We start from the raw sequence: 17,756 nt of genomic DNA, 5'->3' as shown, positions 1-17,756 counted from the left end.
CCCCGCGGCTGCACCGGGAGTCGTGAACAAGAAGGGACACGTCCTGAACGCGGTGCTCCTCGGGGTCGGCCTGGGGCTCATCCTCACCGTCGACCCGACCACGGAGCCGACGACTGCCCTCGCCGTCGAGGGACTCACGCGCATCGTCGAACTCTCGGTCCCCGTGACGCTCGGCGCGCTCTTTCCCGACGTCGACACGGCCTTCGGCAAGCACCGCAAGACCCTCCACAACCTCCCCGTGCTGGGGCTGTTTCTCGCGTTCCCCTTCGTCTTCGGGAACCTCCAGTTCGTCTGGATCGGCGTCGGGACTCACTACCTCCTCGACATCGTCGGGAGCCGTCGCGGCATCGCGTTGTTTTACCCCTTCTCGAAGACCGAGTACGGCTTCCCGACGGGCGTGACGACGAGCCACAGACACGCCGACGCGGTGACGGTGGTCATCACCGCCCTCGAACTGGCCGTCCTCGGTGCCGTGCACTTCCTCGCCGTTCCGCTCGACGCGGGCGTCGCGGGCGTGCAGGAACTCGTGACGGCGTCGATGGCGTCGTTCGCGTGGCTCGCGCTCGTCGTCTGAGTACCCGGCACCGACTACTCGCTCCGAACCGACGGTTCAGTACACCGAGACGTCGTCGAATCGCCCGCGATAGGCGATGTGGTCGGGGTGGGTCGGCTCCATCCCCGAGAGGAGGAGTCTATCGATCTTCTGCCAGCTGTTCTCGTAGCCGAGGTGGGAGAACTCGACGGCCCCGCGGACTCTGTGTCCGACCCCCGACCGGCGCATCACCGTCCGGGGAACCTCGTCCCGGAGGGCGCTCACGAGGTCCGTCTCGTCGTCGAGACGCGTCCGAAACGTCGTCCACACCTCGCCGACCGTGCGCCGGAGGTGCGCGTACGACGACCCGAACACGGGCACGCCCGCCTCCCGAGCGACGCGCCCCATCGCCGCGTTCTGCCACGGGAGACACTTCGCGTTGTACCGCTCGACGCCGTCGACCCGGTCGCGATAGCGCCGGACGTCCTCGAGGCCGAGGCTCACGTTCAGGAGGTCGGGGTGGGGGACGAGGACGGCCGCGTCCTGTCTGTCACACTCGGCCAGGGCGGCGTCGAGGGTGATGAAGTCGGGAATCGGGTCGGTGAGTCCCACGGCGAGGACGTGTCTGCGCTCGCGCCACGACCCGGTGAACACCTCGCGGGCGGGGACGACGAGCAGTTCGTCGTCGGTGTACTCGCTGGCGCGGGCACGGATGTCGGGGAGGCGGGTGAAGTGTGGCGCGTAGACGAGGACGTCGATACCGCGGGCTTTCGCCCGCGCGGCGACGCGGTCGTCGAGTATCTTCACGTGCATGTCGACCCGGGTCTCCTCCTCGGCGGGCGGGGCCTCGCGCGTCACACCCAATGCGATGGGGAGTCGAAAGTTAGTGGTTGCTATTCGTGGTGAATCGCGTCACGGCGGGAGCACGTAGCCGGGTCTCGAGGGAGGAACGAGTTCGCCCACGTCCCGTCGCGAGCCCGGCCGTGCGCCGCACGCCACGAAACCGTTTTGTCGCCCGCCCGCGACCGTGGGTGCATGTCCCCCTGGCAGTGTGCCATCCGCGGGTGCGGTACGCACTTCGCCGACGCCGAAGACGTGCTCGTCCACCAGGCCACAGAGCACGACCCGCACGTCTGTGAGATCTGTTCGGCGGAGGTCCCCGAGGGCTACTTCGCCATCCGTCACGCGCTCGAAGAACACAGTCGTGCGGAGTACGTCCGGGCGTACGACGCGGGTCCGGACGACATCCGCGAGCGCGAGACGATCCGGGCGGCGGTCGAGGCGACGGTCGACGTCTCGACGGTGGCCGACAGGCTCGAAGCCAATGGACGGCTCTGACGGGCGACCGGCCCGAGAACGGACACCCGGTGGCCGTGCTGTGGGGCCGGGAGACGGCACACGGGGCCGGTCGTCGAGAGCGGTCGCTGGGCCTCGTGAACGACGTGAAACGGACGTCGAAGAACGCTGACGCGTTCTTGGGAATCTACTCACGGCGCGACGCGCCGTTCGTACGGCCCGAGGAGCTACCGCTCCTCGCTGTCGAGCACGCGAATCTGGTCGCCGCGGACGGTGACGGGAATCGGCACGGTCGCCTCGTACAGTTCGACGGTGACCTGGTCTTTGCCCTCGTCGATTCGCTGAACGCGGGCCTTCTCGCCTTTGAACGGCCCGGAGACGAGTTCGACGATGTCGCCCTCGGCGATACCCTCGACGTCGGGCGTCGGCGAGAGGAAGTGCTCCACCTCGGCCATCGACGACTGGCCGGCAGCCCCACCGGAGCCGACGAGCCCGCGGGCGTGCGGAATCTCCTCCAGCACGCGCTCGATGACCGCGTTGTTGTCGGCCTCGACCATCACGTACGAGGTCAGCGAGTCGGGGGCGAGGACGGCGTGAATCTCCGGCTCCTCACGGTTCGCAATCATGTCGGCGACGGTTCGCTCCTGGCTCGCGGTGGTCTTGACGGCGAAGATGGGCATCGCTACACGCCCCCGGGGAGGAAGCTCATGACCGCGAAGATGACGAAGCCGAGGAAGCCGACGAGGAAGATGCCTGCACCCGCAATCTTCGAGATCTGGGAGAACTCCTCCCACGACGGCGTCGACGCGAGCTTCAGCACGCGAACGTAGCTGGTGAGATCGTATTTGACGTCCATGGTTGTTGCCGGCGCTAGGGTGTCGGGCTTTTTCTATCTATTGATGACTTCGCGTCCGCCGACGCGAGCGTGTCCGGACGCTGCCCGTCGCTGGCCGGTGAATCCCCCGCAAAAAGCGCGTGCGAGCGCCCCGGTTACTCGACGAAGTCGATGTCGTCGGCGGTGCCGGCCTGCGGCTGGACGTCGGTCCGGCCGTAGATCTGCGGCGAGTCGACGCCGGTGACGACGATCATCGTCCGCATCGAGCCGTCGAGCTCCTCGTCGATAGAGGTCCCCCAGATGATGCGCGCCTCGGGGTCGATGCGCTCGTAGATCTCCTCGACGACGCCCTCGGCCTCCTCGATGCTCATGTCCGACCCGCCCGTGACGTTCACCAGCGCGGAGTTCGCGCCGGAGATGTCCACGTCCAGGAGGGGAGAGCGGAGCGCGCTCTTGACCGAGTCCTGTGCCTTCTGCTCGGAGTCGGACTCGCCGAGGCCGATCATGGCGACGCCGCCGCGCTCCATGACCGTCTTGACGTCGGCGAAGTCGAGGTTGACGAGGCCGGGCTTCGTGATGAGCTCCGTGATGCCCTTGACCGAACGCATCAGCACCTCGTCACTGACTTTGAACGCCTGCTTGACGGGGAGTTTCCCCACCGCGTCCAGCAGCCGGTCGTTCGGGACGACGATGACGGTGTCGGCCACGTCGCGGAGCCGCTCCAGCCCCGCTTCGGCGTTCGTCCGCCGAACCTCGCCCTCGGCGGTGAAGGGGGTCGTGACGATGGCGATGGTGAGCGCGCCGGCCTCGCGTGCGGCCTTCGCGACCACGGGGGCCGAGCCCGTGCCCGTCCCGCCACCGAGACCCGCCGTGACGAACACCATGTCCGAGCCCTGGATGGAGTCGTGGATGTCCTCCTGGGACTCAAGGGCCGCCTCCTCGCCGACCTGCGGGAGCGACCCGGCACCGCGCCCCTGCGTCTTCTGCTCGCCGATGAGGATCTTCGTGTCGGCCTGCACGTTCACGAGGTGCTGTACGTCCGTGTTGGCCGCGACGAGTTTCGCCCCCTTGATTCCCTCCTCCGCCATCCGATTGACCGTGTTCCCACCGGCCCCGCCGCAGCCGACGACGGTGATGTTGGTCTGGAGGTCCTTGAGGACGTCCTGGAGTTGTTCGTCAGTCATCGTTCCCGTTGGCCCAGTCGAAGACGATGGATCGTCGACACCGTTTGTCGTCCCATCCTCCATCTTCTCGGCCTCCTCGATCGCGCTGTCGACGATGGAGTCCATACGTATGAGGACCCCTTCCCGACGGAGCCTCATTACCTTTCCCCCTGCGTCATACGCCCGTCTGACGGCATCTGGGGCGATTTCGCCGATTATACCGAGAACCGAACCGTTCTGTCGCGATGGACGTCTTCGGGTGTGACCTCCCGGCCGTCGACCTCGACGGGTTCCCCGCCGGCGAGTCGGCCGAACGCCGGGCCCTCGGGAACGCCGAGGTCGGCAGCGGCCGCCGCGTCGAACGCGCGCTCGCGAGCGACGACGGCCTCGTCCTCCCGGGACACCTCGTCGTAGCGCGTCCGGAGGAGGTTACAGATGGCGTCGACGAGGCGGTCGAACGACGCCGAGACCCCGTCGGCGTCGGCGGCGGTCGGAAGCGCCACGCGTCCGGTCGGTCGCCGCCCGTTCTCCTCGGTGTGGAAGGCGACAGTGTGGTCTGCGACGGCCGCCCGCGCCGCGGCGGCGTCGACACCGAGGGCCGCGTCGACGAATTCCCGCGAGAGGTCGGCGACGTCGAAGGCGACGGCTGGCCGCTCGGACGCGTCCGACGTCCGATTCCCGGCACCGACCCGGGCGTGCGCCCCAAAGCGTACCCCCTCGTCGACGGGCCCCAGTCCGTCCTCGACGCGGTCGGCGAGCGACCGCGGGACCCCGTCCGTAGCGCGGAGGTACGTCTCGCTCACGACCCGGTAGCCGAGGGATTCGACGGCGTCGACGAGTCGCGGGCGGTCCCCGTCGACGAGCGCGAGGTCCGCGGCGCTCTCCTCGAAGGCCGCCCGGAGCACGTCGTGGTTGTCGCCGACGGGCCCCATCGCCTCGAGCGGCCAGTCCGCGCCGACGTGGCCGACGGCCCAGTCGGTCTCGCGGACGACGCGTGCGAACCGCGGGGCGTAGTGGCCACCGCCGAAGCCGACGACGTGTCGGGTCCGCGCCCCGTCGACGTGGTCGGCCGCGGCCCCGTCGAGGTCGAGCACCGCCCGCGCGACGGCGCGGGCCCCGGCGGGGTCGTCCCACTCCGCGTCGCTCGACCCGAGTTCGACGAACATCGACGGCGCGCCGACGTCGGAGGGACCGTGGTGGGTGCACTCGATGCCGACCCCGTACCCGTCGGGCGCGTGGTCCGCGAGCGCCGCGACGACGGCCTGCTGCGCGGCCGGACACGCCCGCGCCAACTCGCCGTCGCCCCCACCGTACTCCGCGGGGCCGAAGTTCCCCGTGAAGTGCGCCGAGAGCAGGGGGCCGGTCTCCCCGGAGTGTCGCGAGAGGAAACAGACGAGCGAGGGGTCGGCAAAGGCGCTGGCGACCCCGTCGAGGTGGAGGTGGAGTGCATCGAAGGTGCGCAACTCGAACCCGGGGCGGGTGTAGTACGTCCCGCCGCCCGCTTCCGCGTCGCGCGAGTCGTCCTCGCGTTCGTCCCAGGGGACGAGGTCGAGGAGGTGCTCACCGACGTGTTCGGAGGCGCGGTCGGCGCGGCTGACGACGAGCCCAATCACGGTCGGGGCGAGGAACGAGACCGGCAAAAGCGCGTCGGGTTCCGGCCGACTACCGCCCGGCGCTGGTCGTCAGTCCTCGGGGTAGCCCGGGGCGACGCCGCCAGGCTGGTCGGGTTCGACGCGGCGACGGGCGCTGCGGACGAGGAACACGACGTGCTGCCAGCGGGTGACGACGAGGACCGCGGCGAGGACGACGTAGACGACGGTGAACGCGTGGAGGGCGAACAGGTTGTCTGCGACGACCCGCCCCACGACGGGGAGCGTGAGCGTCGGCGCGACGCCGGCGACGGAGTAGACCAACTGGGCCAGGAACAGCCCGAGCAGTGCGACCGCCTCGCGGAGGGAGATGGTGAACGTGATGAGGATGGCGAGTGCGAACAGCGACTGCGCCGCCGTGAGCCAGATCTCGGCCGCCTGGTGGGTGTCGAGCGGGAGCGCGCCGTAGAAGCCGAGCGAGACGCTGTAGACGACCACGAGCGTCCCGATGAGGAGTGTCCACTGGTTGAGCTTCGAGGAGATGAGCGCGTTGAACCCCGCGGTGGAGCGCGCCTTGTTGACGAGGACGGCGACGACGATGAGTTCGGGCGATTCGGAGGCGAGCGGTGCGACCCACTGGATCATCAAGAAGGGGGGGATGCCGACCTGCGTCCCGAGCGCTTCGAGGCCGTGTGCGAACGGCTCGACGGCGAGGAGGATGGTCGCACCCGAGAAGACGAACAGCCCCACGGCGGTCGCGACCCGTCGGGATTTCGTCTGGTCCTGGAGGTACGCGGGGACGCCGACCTGTTCGGTCTCCTCGTGCGGGGAGTTGAGCGCCACGAAGATGTAGACCACGTACAGCCCCACGAGGACGAACATGTCGACGACACCGATACCGGGGCCCAGCGGGACGAGGAAGGCGAAGAGCGTCGCGGCGAAGAGGAAGAATATCTCGAGCGAGACCGACCTGTCGAGGCGGACACGGTCGGCGAGGAGGCCGTTTCGCGTCTCGACGGCCTGGTCGCGCGTCTTCTTGACGCGGAGGATGGTGAACACGGCGATGGCGGACCAGCCGATACCGATGAGGATACGGTTGGCGCCGGTCATGTTCGCGACAGCGAGGCTGGCGGCCTCCTGGGAGGCAGGCGAGCCGGGGTCGACGCCTGCTTCCCACGCGTAGAGGGCGTCGACGGCGTACTCCGGGGCGACAGCGAGGACCGCGAGGATGGCGAGGGCGAACGCTCGGGGGACGTCCTCCTCGGCGGTCTCAGCGCCCCACGCGAGGAGGAACGAGGCACCGAGCACGCTCAGGCCGCTGAGCGAGACGGTCTGCACGGTCGTGAGCGGAGAGCCAAGAAGGGTGTGCAACCCGAGCCACGGGAGCGTGAGCAGGGCGGCGAACCCGACAGCCGTGAGAGGGTGGCGGAGTCGCGACGTCATCGTGCGGACAAGGACGAGCGGGAAGGTTACACCTTTCGCATCGGCCCAGGACGGCACGGTGACGGCCGTCCGCGGCGCTCAGAACAAGAAGGCGACGAAGGCGACGTAGCCACCGAGCAGCAGCGTCCCGTCGAGCCGGGAGACGTCGCGGCGGTGAACCATGAGTGCGACCCCGCCGAGGGTGAACGCGACGAGGACGGGGAGGTCGACGGTCACGACCGACGCGGGGACCTCGACCGGGACGAACAGCGCGAGCACGCCGAGCACCGCGAGCACGTTGTAGATGTTCGACCCGACGACGTTCGCGACACTGACGGTCCCCTCGTCGCGGCGGGCGCTCACCACCGACGTGGCCAGTTCGGGCAGGGAGGTGCCGAGCGCGAGGACGGTCAGGCCGACGATTCGCGGGGCGATGCCGAAGCCGGCGAGGAGGCCCGTCCCGCCCTCGATGAGCGCGCGTGCGCCCAGCAAGAGGAAGACGAGGCCGACCACCACGAGGAGGACGTCCCGCGGGGCTGCCGAGCGGGCGGAGAGCCCGCGGCCGTGCGACCGGAGCAGGAGCGAGAGGGTGAACGCCGCGAGCGCCGCGACGAGAACCGCGCCGTCGACGGCAGTGATGCGACCGTCGGCCGCGAGCACCACCAGGAGGGCGGTCGCACCGAGCATGAACGGGACGTGCCGGCGGAGTACCTCGGCGTCGACCGCGAAGGGACGGACGAGCGCGGCGACGCCGAGGACGAGGCCGACGTTGGCGATGTTCGAGCCGACGACGGCCCCGAGGCCGAGGGCGGGAGAGTAGCCCGCACCCGCGAGCACCGCGACGAACAGTTCGGGAGTGGTCGTGGCGAAGGCGACGACGGTGACGCCGACGACGGCCGCACGGAGGCCGATACCGAGCGCGAGTCGGACGGCCCCGCGAACGAGCGCCTCGGCGCCGAGATAGAGGCCGGCGACGCCGGCGAGAACGAGCACGGCGTGGCCCACCTGGTCAGAGAGCATACCCTCTCTATCACGTCGGTGTAGAAAACCTCGCCTGACAGCGGGGAACACACCGTTTTTATCCCGGGGCCGACACCGCCGACGCATGAGTATGCAGGTGTTCGGACTCGTCGGCAACCCCGTCGGTCACTCGCTGTCGCCGCCGATGCACGAGGCCGCGTACGACGCGCTCGGCATCGACGCACGGTACGTCACGTTCGAACCGGCCGTCGACGACATCGGTCGGGCCATCGACGGTGCCGACGCGCTCGGTGTCACCGGGCTGAACGTCACCATCCCGTTCAAACAGCGCGTCCTCGACCTCGTCGACCCCGACCCCCTCGCGGCGCGTATCGGCGCGGTCAACACTGTCGACTTCACCGGCGAGCGGCCGCGGGGGTACAACACGGACGCGGCGGGGGTGACCCGCTCGTTCGCCCACCACGACGTTCCCCTCGACGGACGCGACGCCGTCGTGGTCGGCGCTGGCGGCGCGGGGCGAGCGGTCGCGTTCGCCCTCGCGGACTCGGGGTGTGACGTCCACATCGCCAACCGGACCGCCGAAACGGCCGCAGAACTCGCCGACGCCGTGGGTGGGGTCTCGGCGGGTGGGCTCGACACGCTCGACCGCGTGCGGGACGCGGACGTGCTCGTCAACGCGACGAGCGTCGGCATGGAGTCCGACGAGTCGCCCGTCCCGCGCGAGGTGCTCCATCCGGCCCTCGCCGTCCTGGACGCGGTGTACAGCCCCGTCGAAACGCGGCTCCTGCGCGAGGCGGCCGAGGCCGGCGCGACCACCATCGACGGGGCGTGGATGCTGTTGTTCCAGGGGGTTGAGGCCTTCGAGCGGTGGACCGGAGAGGACGCACCAGTCGACGCGATGAACGGAGCGCTGCGCGCGCGACTCTCGTGAGCGACGGCGCGCCGAACCGCGCGACGGAAGGTACGAATCCGACGAAGGGTTTTAAATACGGGCGGGCGTAGGGCGAAGCATGACACGGGCCTGGAAGGAACACGCGGAACGTGACACGACGGGGGCGGGTCGGTAATGGGCCTGCTCGACAGCATCAAGTCGCTCCTCGGGCTGGGCGACGGCAACCACCGCGGCGACGACGACGTCGGCGTGACCGTCGAGCGCGACACGCGCGACGCAGCGGAACCGGAACCGGAACCGGAACCGGAGACAGCGTCAGAAGAGGCGGTGAAAGCGCCCGCGGACGAAGCCGTCGACGCGGACGAGACGGCCGAAGACGACGCCGTCGCCGCCGGGACGGACGCAAGTGCCTCGACCGGGTCGATGGTCGACACCGACGCCGACGAGGGTGCCGCAGAGCCCGCCGAAGCCGTCGCCGTCGGCGGCGACTCGGACGGCGACAGCGACGTCGACACCGAGCCTCCCGAGACCGAGGAGGCCGTCGCCGCCGGGACGGACGCGAGCGCTTCGACCGGGTCGATGGTCGACGAACACACCGCCGACGAGGCGACCGAACCCGCCGAGGCCGTCGACGCCGCCGTCGAGGCGATGGACGAGATCGAGGACGCGGAAGCGACGCACGACGAGGGAGATGCAGACGCGGAGGCGGAGCCGGAAGCGGACGACGGCGAAGCCGACGAAGCCGACGACGAAGACGAGACGGGTGCGGTCGACGCGACCGACGACGTCGACACCGCAGCCGAGCCCGCGGAAGCGGTCGCGACCGACGAGGGGGAGACCGTCGAGGAGGCGGCGGACGACGCGTCCGACGCCCCGACGGCGGAGGCACAGGAGTCGCCCGAGGTGCTGAAAGGAATCGGCCCGGCGTATGCCCGCCGACTCGACGACGTCGGAATCGACACCGTCGCGGCGCTGGCCGCCGCGGACGCCGACGAGGTGGCCGAGGAGATAGACGTCTCCCCGAAGCGCGTCTCGCGGTGGATCGACCGGGCCAAAGAGTACTAACCCGCCCGCGGCGGCGCGGACGTCTGCGTCGGACCGCGTCACGAAACCGTTACTTAGGTCGGCCAGTTCCACACTGATATGGAATCGGTGACCGGACGGGAGGCGTTCCGCGAGACGGCCGAGGCCGCGCCGTCTGGCGCGCGCGTCCCCGTCGAGGTTCGCGTCGCGGTCGACGACCCCTTCGAGGCGTACCGCCGGGCGCGGACCGGACCGGGCGGCGTCTTCCTCGAGACGACCGGTGGGCAGGCGGGCTGGGGCTACTTCGCGACCGAACCCGAACAGCGACTGCGCGTCGGGGCCGACGCGGTGGTCAAAGAACGCACGACCGGCGCTGCCGAGGACGGCGGTCGCGACGACGTCGCCACCGCGGCGGCCCGCTCGCCGACGCTCTCGACGCTCGCGGGCCTCTTGTCCCAGGAGACGCTCGCCCGAGGGGACTGTGACGTCCCCTTCCCCTGTGGGTGGTTCGGCTGGCTGTCGTACGACGTGGCTCGCGAACTGGAGTCGCTGCCCGAGACGACCGACGACGACAGGGACCTGCCGCAGTTGCAGGCGGGGCTGTACGACTGCGTCGCTGCCTGGGAGGAACCCCGGGACGGGGAGACGACGCTCCGCATCACGGCGTGTCCGCGCGTCGAATCGGCCGCCGACCTCGACGCGGTGTACGACCGGGCGTCCGCACGCGCCCGTGACCTCGCCGAACGCGCACGCGAGGGAGCCGGCGGCGACGAGCGGGCACCGGCGCGAGCCGACGCGGTGCAGTTCGAGAGCGACTGCGGGCAGACGGCGTTCGAAGCGCGGGTCCGGCGGGTCAAGGAGTACGTCCGCGACGGCGACACGTTCCAGGCGAACGTCTCCCAGCGGCTGTCCGCCCCGGCGGCCGTCCACCCCGTCGCGGCGTACGCGGCGCTCCGCCGGGTGAACCCCGCGCCGTACTCGGGGCTGCTGGAGTTCCCGGGCGTCGACCTCGTCTCGGCGAGCCCCGAACTCCTGCTCCGCGTGGAGGGCTCTCACCTCGAGACGGAACCCATCGCAGGCACGCGGACGCGTGGGGGCACTCCCGAGGCGGACGCGGCGCTGGCGCGCGACCTCACGGCCGACGAGAAAGAACGCGCCGAGCACGCGATGCTCGTCGACCTCGAACGCAACGACCTCGGAAAGGTGTGCGAGTACGGCTCGGTCGAGGTGTCGGAGTACCGGCGAGTGGACCGCTACGCCGAGGTGATGCACCTCGTCTCGCTCGTCGAAGGGACGCGGAGAGCGGAGACGTCGCTCGTCGACGCCGTCGCCGCGACGTTCCCGGGCGGGACCATCACCGGCGCGCCCAAGCCGCGGACGATGGAGATCATCGACGAGGTCGAGGCGACGCGCCGAGGACCCTACACCGGGTCGATGGCCGTGTTCGGCTTCGACGACCGGGCGACGCTGAACATCGTCATCCGCACGCTCGTCCGGACGGGCGAGCGGTATCACCTCCGGGTCGGCGCGGGCATCGTCCACGACTCGGTCCCCGACCGGGAGTGGGAGGAGACGCTCGCGAAGGGCAAGGCGCTGGTGGACGCGCTCGACGAGGCGCTCTCGGAGACGACGATGCGCGTGTCAGCCGACGGCGGTCGCCCGGAGGGAACGCGATGACCACGGTCCTCGTCATCGACAACTACGACTCCTTCGCGTACAACCTCGTCCAGTACGTGGGCGAGTTCGCCGACGTCGTCGTGCGGCGAAACGACGCGGTCGACGTCGCGGACATCGGCGACCTCGACCCCGACGGTATCGTCGTCTCGCCGGGACCCGGCACGCCGGCGGAAGCGGGCGTCTCGGTCCCGGTCTTTCGGGACCTCTCGTACCCGACGCTCGGGGTGTGTCTGGGCCACCAGGCGCTCTGTGCGGCCAACGGGTCGCCAGTGGGTCACGCTCCGGAGGTGGTCCACGGGAAGCCCTCGCGCGTGCGCCACGACGGGACAGGACTCTTCGCGGACGTCCCCTCACCGGTCGAGGTGGGCCGGTATCACTCGCTCGCGGTCGAGCGCGCCGACCTGCCCGACTCGGTGGTGGAGACGGCGTGGACCGACGACGAACGGCGAATCGTGATGGCGGTCAGTCACACCGAGCGGCCGCACGTCGGCGTCCAGTTCCACCCCGAGAGCATCCTCACCGACGCCGGAAAGACGATGGTGGCGGCGTTCGTCGACTCGTGTCGATGAGGGAGGACCCCGAGCCCGCGACGGAGACGGACGACGAATACCTGTATCACGTCGGCGGCGACCTCGTGCCGGCCAGCGAGGCGACCGTCTCGGTCCGCGACAGGGGGTTCATGTACGGCGACGCGGCGTTCGAGACGCTCCGGGCGTACGGCGGTGACGTGTTCGCGTGGGACGCACACGCCCGTCGGCTCGAGGGGACCTGCGAGGTGCTCCAGCTCGACCACGGCCTCTCGGACGACGACCTCTACGGCCGCGTCGAGGAGACGCTGGCGGCCAACGACCTCGCGGACGCGTACGTCCGGCTCTCGATTACCAGAGGCGTCCAGCCCGGAACGCTCACCCCGAAGCCCGACGTGGACCCGACCGTCGTAGTCATCGTGAAGGAACTCCCGCGTGGCGGCCGCGAGCACACGCCGGTCTGGGACTACCCCGCGACGGTCCAGACGGTGAAGACGCGTCGCGTGCCGGACCGCGCCATCCCCGCGAAGGCGAAGACACACAACTACCTCAACGGCATCCTCGCGCGGCTGGAACTCCGCGTGACTGGAGCGGACGAGGCGCTCGTGCTCGACACCGACGGCTACGTCGCCGAGGGCGCGACGAGCAACGTCTTCTTCGTCTCCGACCAGGCGCTGTGTACGCCGTCGCTCGACGGCCCGGTCCTCCCCGGGGTCACCCGCGACGTCGTCGTCGACCTCGCCCGCGAGGAGGACATCCCCGTCCGCGAGGGACAGTTCACCCCCGACGACGTCCGCAACGCCGCCGAGGTGTTCGTGACGAACACGACGTGGGAACTACGACCCGTCGCAACCGTCGACGGTATCGAGTGCGGCGGCGGCCCGGTGACGACGCTGCTCTCGCGGCTGTTCGACGAGCGCGTCGAACGCGAGTGTTACGGGACGAGTCCCGAGACGGAGGGACGCGACGAACGGGACGAACACGCCGACGGCGTCGACAGTCGCTGGGACGTCGGGCGGGGGAACTGAGGCCCGGACGCGAACCCGGCCGACGCACCAGCACTTTTTACCGCGGCTACACCGAGTAGTACCACCGATGAAACTCGCGCTCGACTGGACGCCGAACACGAACCACACGGGAATCTACGTCGCCCAGGCGAAGGGGTACTACGACGAGGTCAGCGTCGACCTCGCGATTCACTCGCCGGCCGACGACGACTACGAGACGACCCCCGCAAAGCGCGTCGCGCGGGGCGATGCGACTGTCGCCATCGCGCCCTCCGAGAGTGCTATCAGCTACCACACTCACCCCGACTACCCCTCGCTGACAGCCATCGCCGCGGTCTGTCAGCGCGACACCAGCGCCATCGTCACACTCGCATCGAGCGGAATCGACCGACCGAAAAAGTTGGATAATTCGACCTACGCATCGTACGACGCACGCTTCGAGGACGACATCGTACGGCAGCTGATTCGCAACGACGGGGGACGGGGCGAGTTGGAGATACTCACCCCGCCGAAGCTGGGTATCCCGAACACCCTCGTCGAGGGCGACGCGGACGCCACCTGGGTGTTCATGCCGTGGGAGGGCGTTCAAGCCGAGCGCGACGGCGTCGACCTGAACGCGTTCGCGCTCGACGACTACGGCGTCCCCTACGGCTACACCCCCGTGATGCTCGCCCACCCCGACCGCATCGACGACAGGGGCGACGACCTCGAACGGTTCCTCGACGCGACCCGTCGAGGGTACGAGTTCGCGGCGGCCGACCCAGACGGGGCTGCGGCGATACTCGGTGACACCGCCGAGGGTCCCGGACTGGACGACGAGACGTTCCTCAGAGAGAGCCAGCGGCGTATCGCCGACGCCTACCTCGAAGACGGGACGTGGGGGCGGATGCGCCGCGAGCGGTGGGCCGCGTTCGTCGAGTGGCTGGCGGACGAGTCGCTCGTCCAGACGCTCGACGGTGACCGGCTCTCTGCGGACGAAATCGACGTCGACGCGCTGTACACGAACGCCCTCCTCGACTGAGTCGTCGCGGCGAGACCGCAACGATTGATTACGTCCCCTCCCAAGGCCGCGTATGGACGACGACCGGCACGTCGCGTCGCTCGAGGACGTCCCCGCGGACGGGACGCTCCTGGTCACCGTGCGGAACGCGAACGAGAGCGGCGACGACCTCGAAGAGGTCATCCTCACCCGGCTCGATGGCGAGGTGGCTGCGTACAAGAACTATTGTCAACATTGGACCGACGTCCGGCTCGACAACGGGTCGGGTGCGCTCGTGCGGAACGACGAAATCGTCTGTCAGAAACACGCTGCGACGTTCGAGTCCGACTCTGGCTACTGTAACTTCGGTCCGTGTGAAGGGGCCTACCTCGCGACCGTCGACGTCGCGGTCGACGACGGGGAGGTGTTCGTCGCCGAGGACGGCTACACCGTTGCGCACCTCGGCGAGGCGGACGACCAGCCCCAATCGTCGGGGAGTCGGATCGGGTTCGGCGGGTGAGTCGAAGCGTCGGCGACCGCCTCGACTGGACGTTCCGTGTCGTCTCGGCGTCAGGGAGTTCCTCCCATGCTACCGCGGTTCCCGGGCCCGCTGGCGGGGCGACGCCTCACTCGACACCGACCACGGTCACCGGGACTGGGGAGTCTAAGACAACCGACTGCGTGACGCTGCCGAACACCGCCTTGCCGATCGGTGTCCGTTTCCGTGCCCCGACGACCACGAGGTCGGCATCGATGTCCGCCGCGAGGTCGACGATTCCCTCGGCGACGGGCTGGTACGTCTCGCGCGTCTCGACGGTGAGTCCTGCCTCTGCCAGCCGGGCTCGAGCGGCCTGGACACCCGTGCTCTCCTCTGGAGGCAGTGGGTCCCCGTGGGGGTCGCGTTCGCCCGACTCGTCGTACGCGTGCGTCACCGTGACGTCGAGTTCGTCAGTTCCAGGCAGGGAGGCGACGAAGTCCGCCTGTTCGCGTGCTTGGTCGTCATCGTCACTGACCGCAAGGAGTACTCGGTACACGCCTCACGTTTGGGGAGGTGTGCACATAAATCACGCCGTCGCGGAGCGAACAAACGATTTTAGCACCCACCGGACGAGCGACAGACGATGAAGACCCGCACGCGGTGGACCGTCGCCATCTTCTCCTTCGTCGCTTGCCACGGCGTCGTCTCGCAGACGCGCGGGCCGCTCCTCGCGAGCTTCGAGCGGTCGTTCGGGGTCTCACAGAGCTTGCTCGGCGCGGTCGCTCCCGCCGCGACTGTCGGATTACTCCTCGCAGTACTCCTCCTCGGGATGAACGCCGGACGCGTGAGGGTCAGGCGCGCGCTCCTCGTCGGGGTCGGTCTCACGGTCTGCTCGCTCGCGTCGCTCGCACTCGTCCAGTCGTACTGGGTGCTCGTCGGTTCGTTCCTCCTGCAGGGACTCGGCATCGGTGCCGTCCGGGCGCTCGACCGCCCGCTGCTCGGGCACCTCTACCCCGACGCGCGCGGTCGACTGTTCAACCTCTACGCGCTCACGTGGGCCGTCGGCGCGACCGTCGGCCCCCTGTTCGTCAACTGGGTCCTCTCCGTGACCGACTGGCGGATGACGTTCGTGTTCCTCCTTTTGCCGTTGCTGCCCGTCGTGGTCCTGCTCTGGCGGGCGACACCACCGCGCGAGATGCGCAACGAGCAGAACATCTCGCTCGCTGCCGTGCGCGAGCTCCTCTCGCGGCCCGCCGTCCTGGGAATGGCCACCGCGCTCGTCCTCAGTGGCTCCATCGAGGGGACGATGTTCGCGTGGTTCGCCTACTACGCCGGGGAGTTCGTCCCGCGGACACGGGCGAACGTCCTGCTCTCGGCGTTCCTCGTCACGTACATCCCCGCCCGACTGCTCTACAGCCACCTGTGTGACCGCCTCGCACCGCTGACACTCGTCCTCGGCCTCGCCGTCGTCGGCGTCCCCGTCACCGCCCTCGCGTTCACCGCTCGCTCGTGGGTCGTCCTCGCGGCCGGGGCGCTCGCGCTCGGATTCGTCGTCGCCGGCTTCTTCCCCACGCTGTCGGCGTTCGGCATCGACAGCGCCGCGGAGTACAGCGGCCCGGTCAACGCCATCGCGACCGGAGCGAACTACGTGGGCATCACCGCCGCACCGCTCGTCGTCGGCGTCGTCGCCGAACGCGTCGACATCGTGACCGGGATGCGGCTACTCGTCCCCGCGATGGTCGGACTGGTCGTCGTGGTCGCGACGACGCGCTGGCGACTCGCCCGGCCGGCCTGAGCTGACCTTCGGTTTTATCGCCCTTCAGTGAGCAGGACGCGTATGTCTCACTCCGAGGACGCCCTGCGCGAATCGCTGTTCGGACACACTCCTGTGGTCGCCGACTCGGCGTTCGTCTCGCGACTCTCGTATCTCGTCGGTGAGGTCGCCGTCGGCGAGCGCGCGAGCCTCTGGCCGTTTACCTGTCTCCGTGGTGACGGCGGGAGCGGGGGCGTCATCGTCGGCGACGAGACGAACGTTCAGGAGTTCTCGATGCTACACGGCGCGGACATCGGGAACGACGTCACCGTCGGCCACAGTGTCGTCGTCGACTACGCCACCGTCGAGGACCACTCGCTCGTCGGTATGAACAGCTGTGTCCTCCGCGACGCAATCGTCGAGTCGAACTGTATCGTCGCCGCCGGCGCGGTCGTCCTCCAGGGGCAGACCGTCCCCGAAGGCCACCTCGCCTACGGCGCACCCGCACAGACGAAGCCCCTCAGCGACGACCAGCGCGACGAAATCGACCGCGTCCACGAACACTACGTCGAACTCAGTCGGGGGTACAAAGAGACCGGGCGGTTCGAGTGACTCGGTGACATGCCGGGTTTTCGGTAGCTCTTAGTGAGTTGCGCGTCATCTTCCCGCATACGCCATGTCCGGCCAGCAACAGCAAGAGACCATCGTCCACGAACCGAGCGCGGAGTTCGTCGACTCCACCAACGTCTCCGAGTTCATGCGCGAGTATGGAATCGCCGACTACGACGAACTCATCGAACGCACGACCACCAATCTCGAAGGCGTCGACGACTCCGGCGTCGAGTGGTTCTGGGACACCCTCCCCGACTACCTCGACATCGACTTTTACACCGAGTACGACCGAGTCCGCGACGACTCTGACGGCCCGCAGTTCTCCGAGTGGTACCCTGGTGGCGAACTCAACCTCGCACACAACGTCGTCGACCGCCACGCCGCCGCCGACGCCGAGAAGAGAAACACCGTCGCCTGCATCTGGGAGGGTGAACCCGGCGACATCAGAGAGATAACCTACCACGAACTCGCCCGCCAGTCCAACAAGGTCGCCAACTATCTCGAATCAGTCGGCATCGACACCGGCGACACCGTCGGCCTCTACATGCCGATGGTCCCCGAGGTCATCTCCATCCTCTACGGCTGTTTCAAAGTCGGTGCCATCGCCGTCCCCATCTTCTCGGGCTTCGGCGTCGACGCCACGGCGACGAGAATCGAGGATTCGGAGTGTTCGGTCCTCTTTACGGGAGATGGCTTCTACCGCCGCGGTAAGCCCCTCACCCTCAAAGAGAGTGCGGACGACGCCATTGAGGAAGCGGGCTACGTCGAACACACGGTCGTCTACGACCGCCTCGGCGACGACGCCGACATTTCGATGCGCGACCGAGACGAGTGGTTCGCCGACGCCGTCGAGACGCAAGACGACGCGTACGACACCAAATCGCTCCCCTCGAACCAGGAGTCGATGCTGCTGTACTCGTCGGGCACCACGGGCAAGCCCAAGGGAATCGTCCACACCCACGCGGGCGTGCAGATGCAGTGCGCCAAAGA

At 69.1% G+C, this 17,756-nt stretch carries 20 protein-coding genes; 12 read left to right on the top strand and 8 right to left on the bottom strand.

All coding sequences use genetic code 11. The annotated features are described in order from the left end of the window. Positions 1-22: 22 nt before the first annotated feature. On the top strand, positions 23-574 hold the full coding sequence (locus E6N53_RS00100) for a metal-dependent hydrolase (protein WP_136588434.1): 552 nt from the start codon (positions 23-25) through the stop codon (positions 572-574). Between the two features lie 36 nt (positions 575-610). Here E6N53_RS00100 and E6N53_RS00095 read toward each other — a convergent pair whose 3' ends face one another. Further along, complete coding sequence (locus E6N53_RS00095; RefSeq protein ID WP_142857202.1) at positions 611-1,345, bottom strand: PHP-associated domain-containing protein; 735 nt, start codon at positions 1,343-1,345, stop codon at positions 611-613. Between the two features lie 222 nt (positions 1,346-1,567). On the opposite strand from E6N53_RS00095, the gene E6N53_RS00090 reads away from it, so the two are divergent. After that, positions 1,568-1,870 (top strand): DUF7565 family protein, encoded by a 303-nt coding sequence (locus tag E6N53_RS00090; RefSeq protein WP_136588433.1) that lies wholly within the window; start codon positions 1,568-1,570, stop codon positions 1,868-1,870. A 185-nt stretch (positions 1,871-2,055) separates the two neighbouring features. On the opposite strand, the gene E6N53_RS00085 is transcribed toward E6N53_RS00090, so the two are convergent. From E6N53_RS00085 to E6N53_RS00060, 6 genes are all read right to left on the bottom strand, one after another. Continuing rightward, on the bottom strand, positions 2,056-2,508 hold the full coding sequence (locus tag E6N53_RS00085) for a transcription elongation factor Spt5 (protein WP_136602030.1): 453 nt from the start codon (positions 2,506-2,508) through the stop codon (positions 2,056-2,058). 2 nt (positions 2,509-2,510) lie between these two features. Beyond that, on the bottom strand, positions 2,511-2,684 hold the full coding sequence (locus E6N53_RS00080; protein WP_103424677.1) for a protein translocase SEC61 complex subunit gamma: 174 nt from the start codon (positions 2,682-2,684) through the stop codon (positions 2,511-2,513). 134 nt (positions 2,685-2,818) lie between these two features. Next, a complete protein-coding gene (gene ftsZ / locus E6N53_RS00075; protein WP_136588431.1) occupies positions 2,819-3,952 on the bottom strand; it encodes a cell division protein FtsZ in 1,134 nt (377 codons plus the stop codon). A gap of 89 nt (positions 3,953-4,041) precedes the next feature. Beyond that, the gene (locus E6N53_RS00070) at positions 4,042-5,439 is read right to left on the bottom strand and encodes a D-aminoacyl-tRNA deacylase (RefSeq protein WP_142855922.1); all 1,398 of its coding nucleotides are present in this window, start codon (positions 5,437-5,439) and stop codon (positions 4,042-4,044) included. A gap of 69 nt (positions 5,440-5,508) precedes the next feature. Then, complete coding sequence (locus E6N53_RS00065; protein WP_142855919.1) at positions 5,509-6,858, bottom strand: sodium:calcium antiporter; 1,350 nt, start codon at positions 6,856-6,858, stop codon at positions 5,509-5,511. A gap of 78 nt (positions 6,859-6,936) precedes the next feature. After that, positions 6,937-7,857: a calcium/sodium antiporter gene (locus E6N53_RS00060; RefSeq protein ID WP_142855917.1), complete on the bottom strand. Its 921-nt coding sequence runs from the start codon at positions 7,855-7,857 to the stop codon at positions 6,937-6,939. A 91-nt stretch (positions 7,858-7,948) separates the two neighbouring features. On the opposite strand from E6N53_RS00060, the gene E6N53_RS00055 reads away from it, so the two are divergent. The 7 genes from E6N53_RS00055 (at position 7,949) to E6N53_RS00025 (ending at position 14,443) form a co-directional block, all read left to right on the top strand. Further along, positions 7,949-8,749, top strand: a complete 801-nt coding sequence (locus tag E6N53_RS00055) for a shikimate dehydrogenase (protein ID WP_142857200.1) — start codon at positions 7,949-7,951, stop codon at positions 8,747-8,749. A 135-nt stretch (positions 8,750-8,884) separates the two neighbouring features. Then, a complete protein-coding gene (locus E6N53_RS00050; protein ID WP_142855914.1) occupies positions 8,885-9,775 on the top strand; it encodes a helix-hairpin-helix domain-containing protein in 891 nt (296 codons plus the stop codon). A 78-nt stretch (positions 9,776-9,853) separates the two neighbouring features. After that, positions 9,854-11,410, top strand: a complete 1,557-nt coding sequence (pabB, locus tag E6N53_RS00045; protein ID WP_142855911.1) for an aminodeoxychorismate synthase, component I — start codon at positions 9,854-9,856, stop codon at positions 11,408-11,410. Then, positions 11,407-11,979, top strand: coding sequence for an anthranilate synthase component II (locus tag E6N53_RS00040; protein WP_136588425.1), 573 nt, complete (start codon positions 11,407-11,409; stop codon positions 11,977-11,979). Before pabB ends, E6N53_RS00040 begins: the two co-directional genes overlap by 4 nt. Next, a complete protein-coding gene (locus E6N53_RS00035; RefSeq protein WP_142855908.1) occupies positions 11,976-12,965 on the top strand; it encodes an aminotransferase class IV in 990 nt (329 codons plus the stop codon). Before E6N53_RS00040 ends, E6N53_RS00035 begins: the two co-directional genes overlap by 4 nt. Positions 12,966-13,032: 67 nt before the next feature. Then, positions 13,033-13,965 carry an ABC transporter substrate-binding protein gene (locus tag E6N53_RS00030; protein WP_142855905.1) on the top strand — a complete coding sequence of 311 codons (933 nt, stop codon included), beginning with the start codon at positions 13,033-13,035 and terminating at the stop codon, positions 13,963-13,965. A 52-nt stretch (positions 13,966-14,017) separates the two neighbouring features. Continuing rightward, positions 14,018-14,443, top strand: coding sequence for a Rieske (2Fe-2S) protein (locus tag E6N53_RS00025; protein ID WP_136588422.1), 426 nt, complete (start codon positions 14,018-14,020; stop codon positions 14,441-14,443). Between the two features lie 106 nt (positions 14,444-14,549). Here E6N53_RS00025 and E6N53_RS00020 read toward each other — a convergent pair whose 3' ends face one another. Continuing rightward, positions 14,550-14,957, bottom strand: coding sequence for a universal stress protein (locus tag E6N53_RS00020; protein WP_136588421.1), 408 nt, complete (start codon positions 14,955-14,957; stop codon positions 14,550-14,552). Between the two features lie 87 nt (positions 14,958-15,044). Here E6N53_RS00020 and E6N53_RS00015 point away from each other — a divergent pair, with 87 nt between their 5' ends. The 3 genes from E6N53_RS00015 to E6N53_RS00005 all read left to right on the top strand — a co-directional run. Beyond that, the gene (locus E6N53_RS00015; protein ID WP_142855903.1) at positions 15,045-16,196 is read left to right on the top strand and encodes an MFS transporter; all 1,152 of its coding nucleotides are present in this window, start codon (positions 15,045-15,047) and stop codon (positions 16,194-16,196) included. A gap of 42 nt (positions 16,197-16,238) precedes the next feature. Beyond that, positions 16,239-16,766 (top strand): gamma carbonic anhydrase family protein, encoded by a 528-nt coding sequence (locus E6N53_RS00010; RefSeq protein WP_201741047.1) that lies wholly within the window; start codon positions 16,239-16,241, stop codon positions 16,764-16,766. A gap of 64 nt (positions 16,767-16,830) precedes the next feature. Next, on the top strand, positions 16,831-17,756 hold a 926-nt coding region (locus E6N53_RS00005; RefSeq protein ID WP_142855901.1), incomplete at its 3' end, for an AMP-binding protein.

The sequence above is a fragment of the Salinigranum halophilum genome, assembly GCF_007004735.1.
Lineage (GTDB): Archaea > Halobacteriota > Halobacteria > Halobacteriales > Haloferacaceae > Salinigranum > Salinigranum halophilum.
The sequence above is the reverse complement of the archived record's forward strand: the minus strand, read 5'-3'. Positions and strand labels throughout refer to the sequence as shown.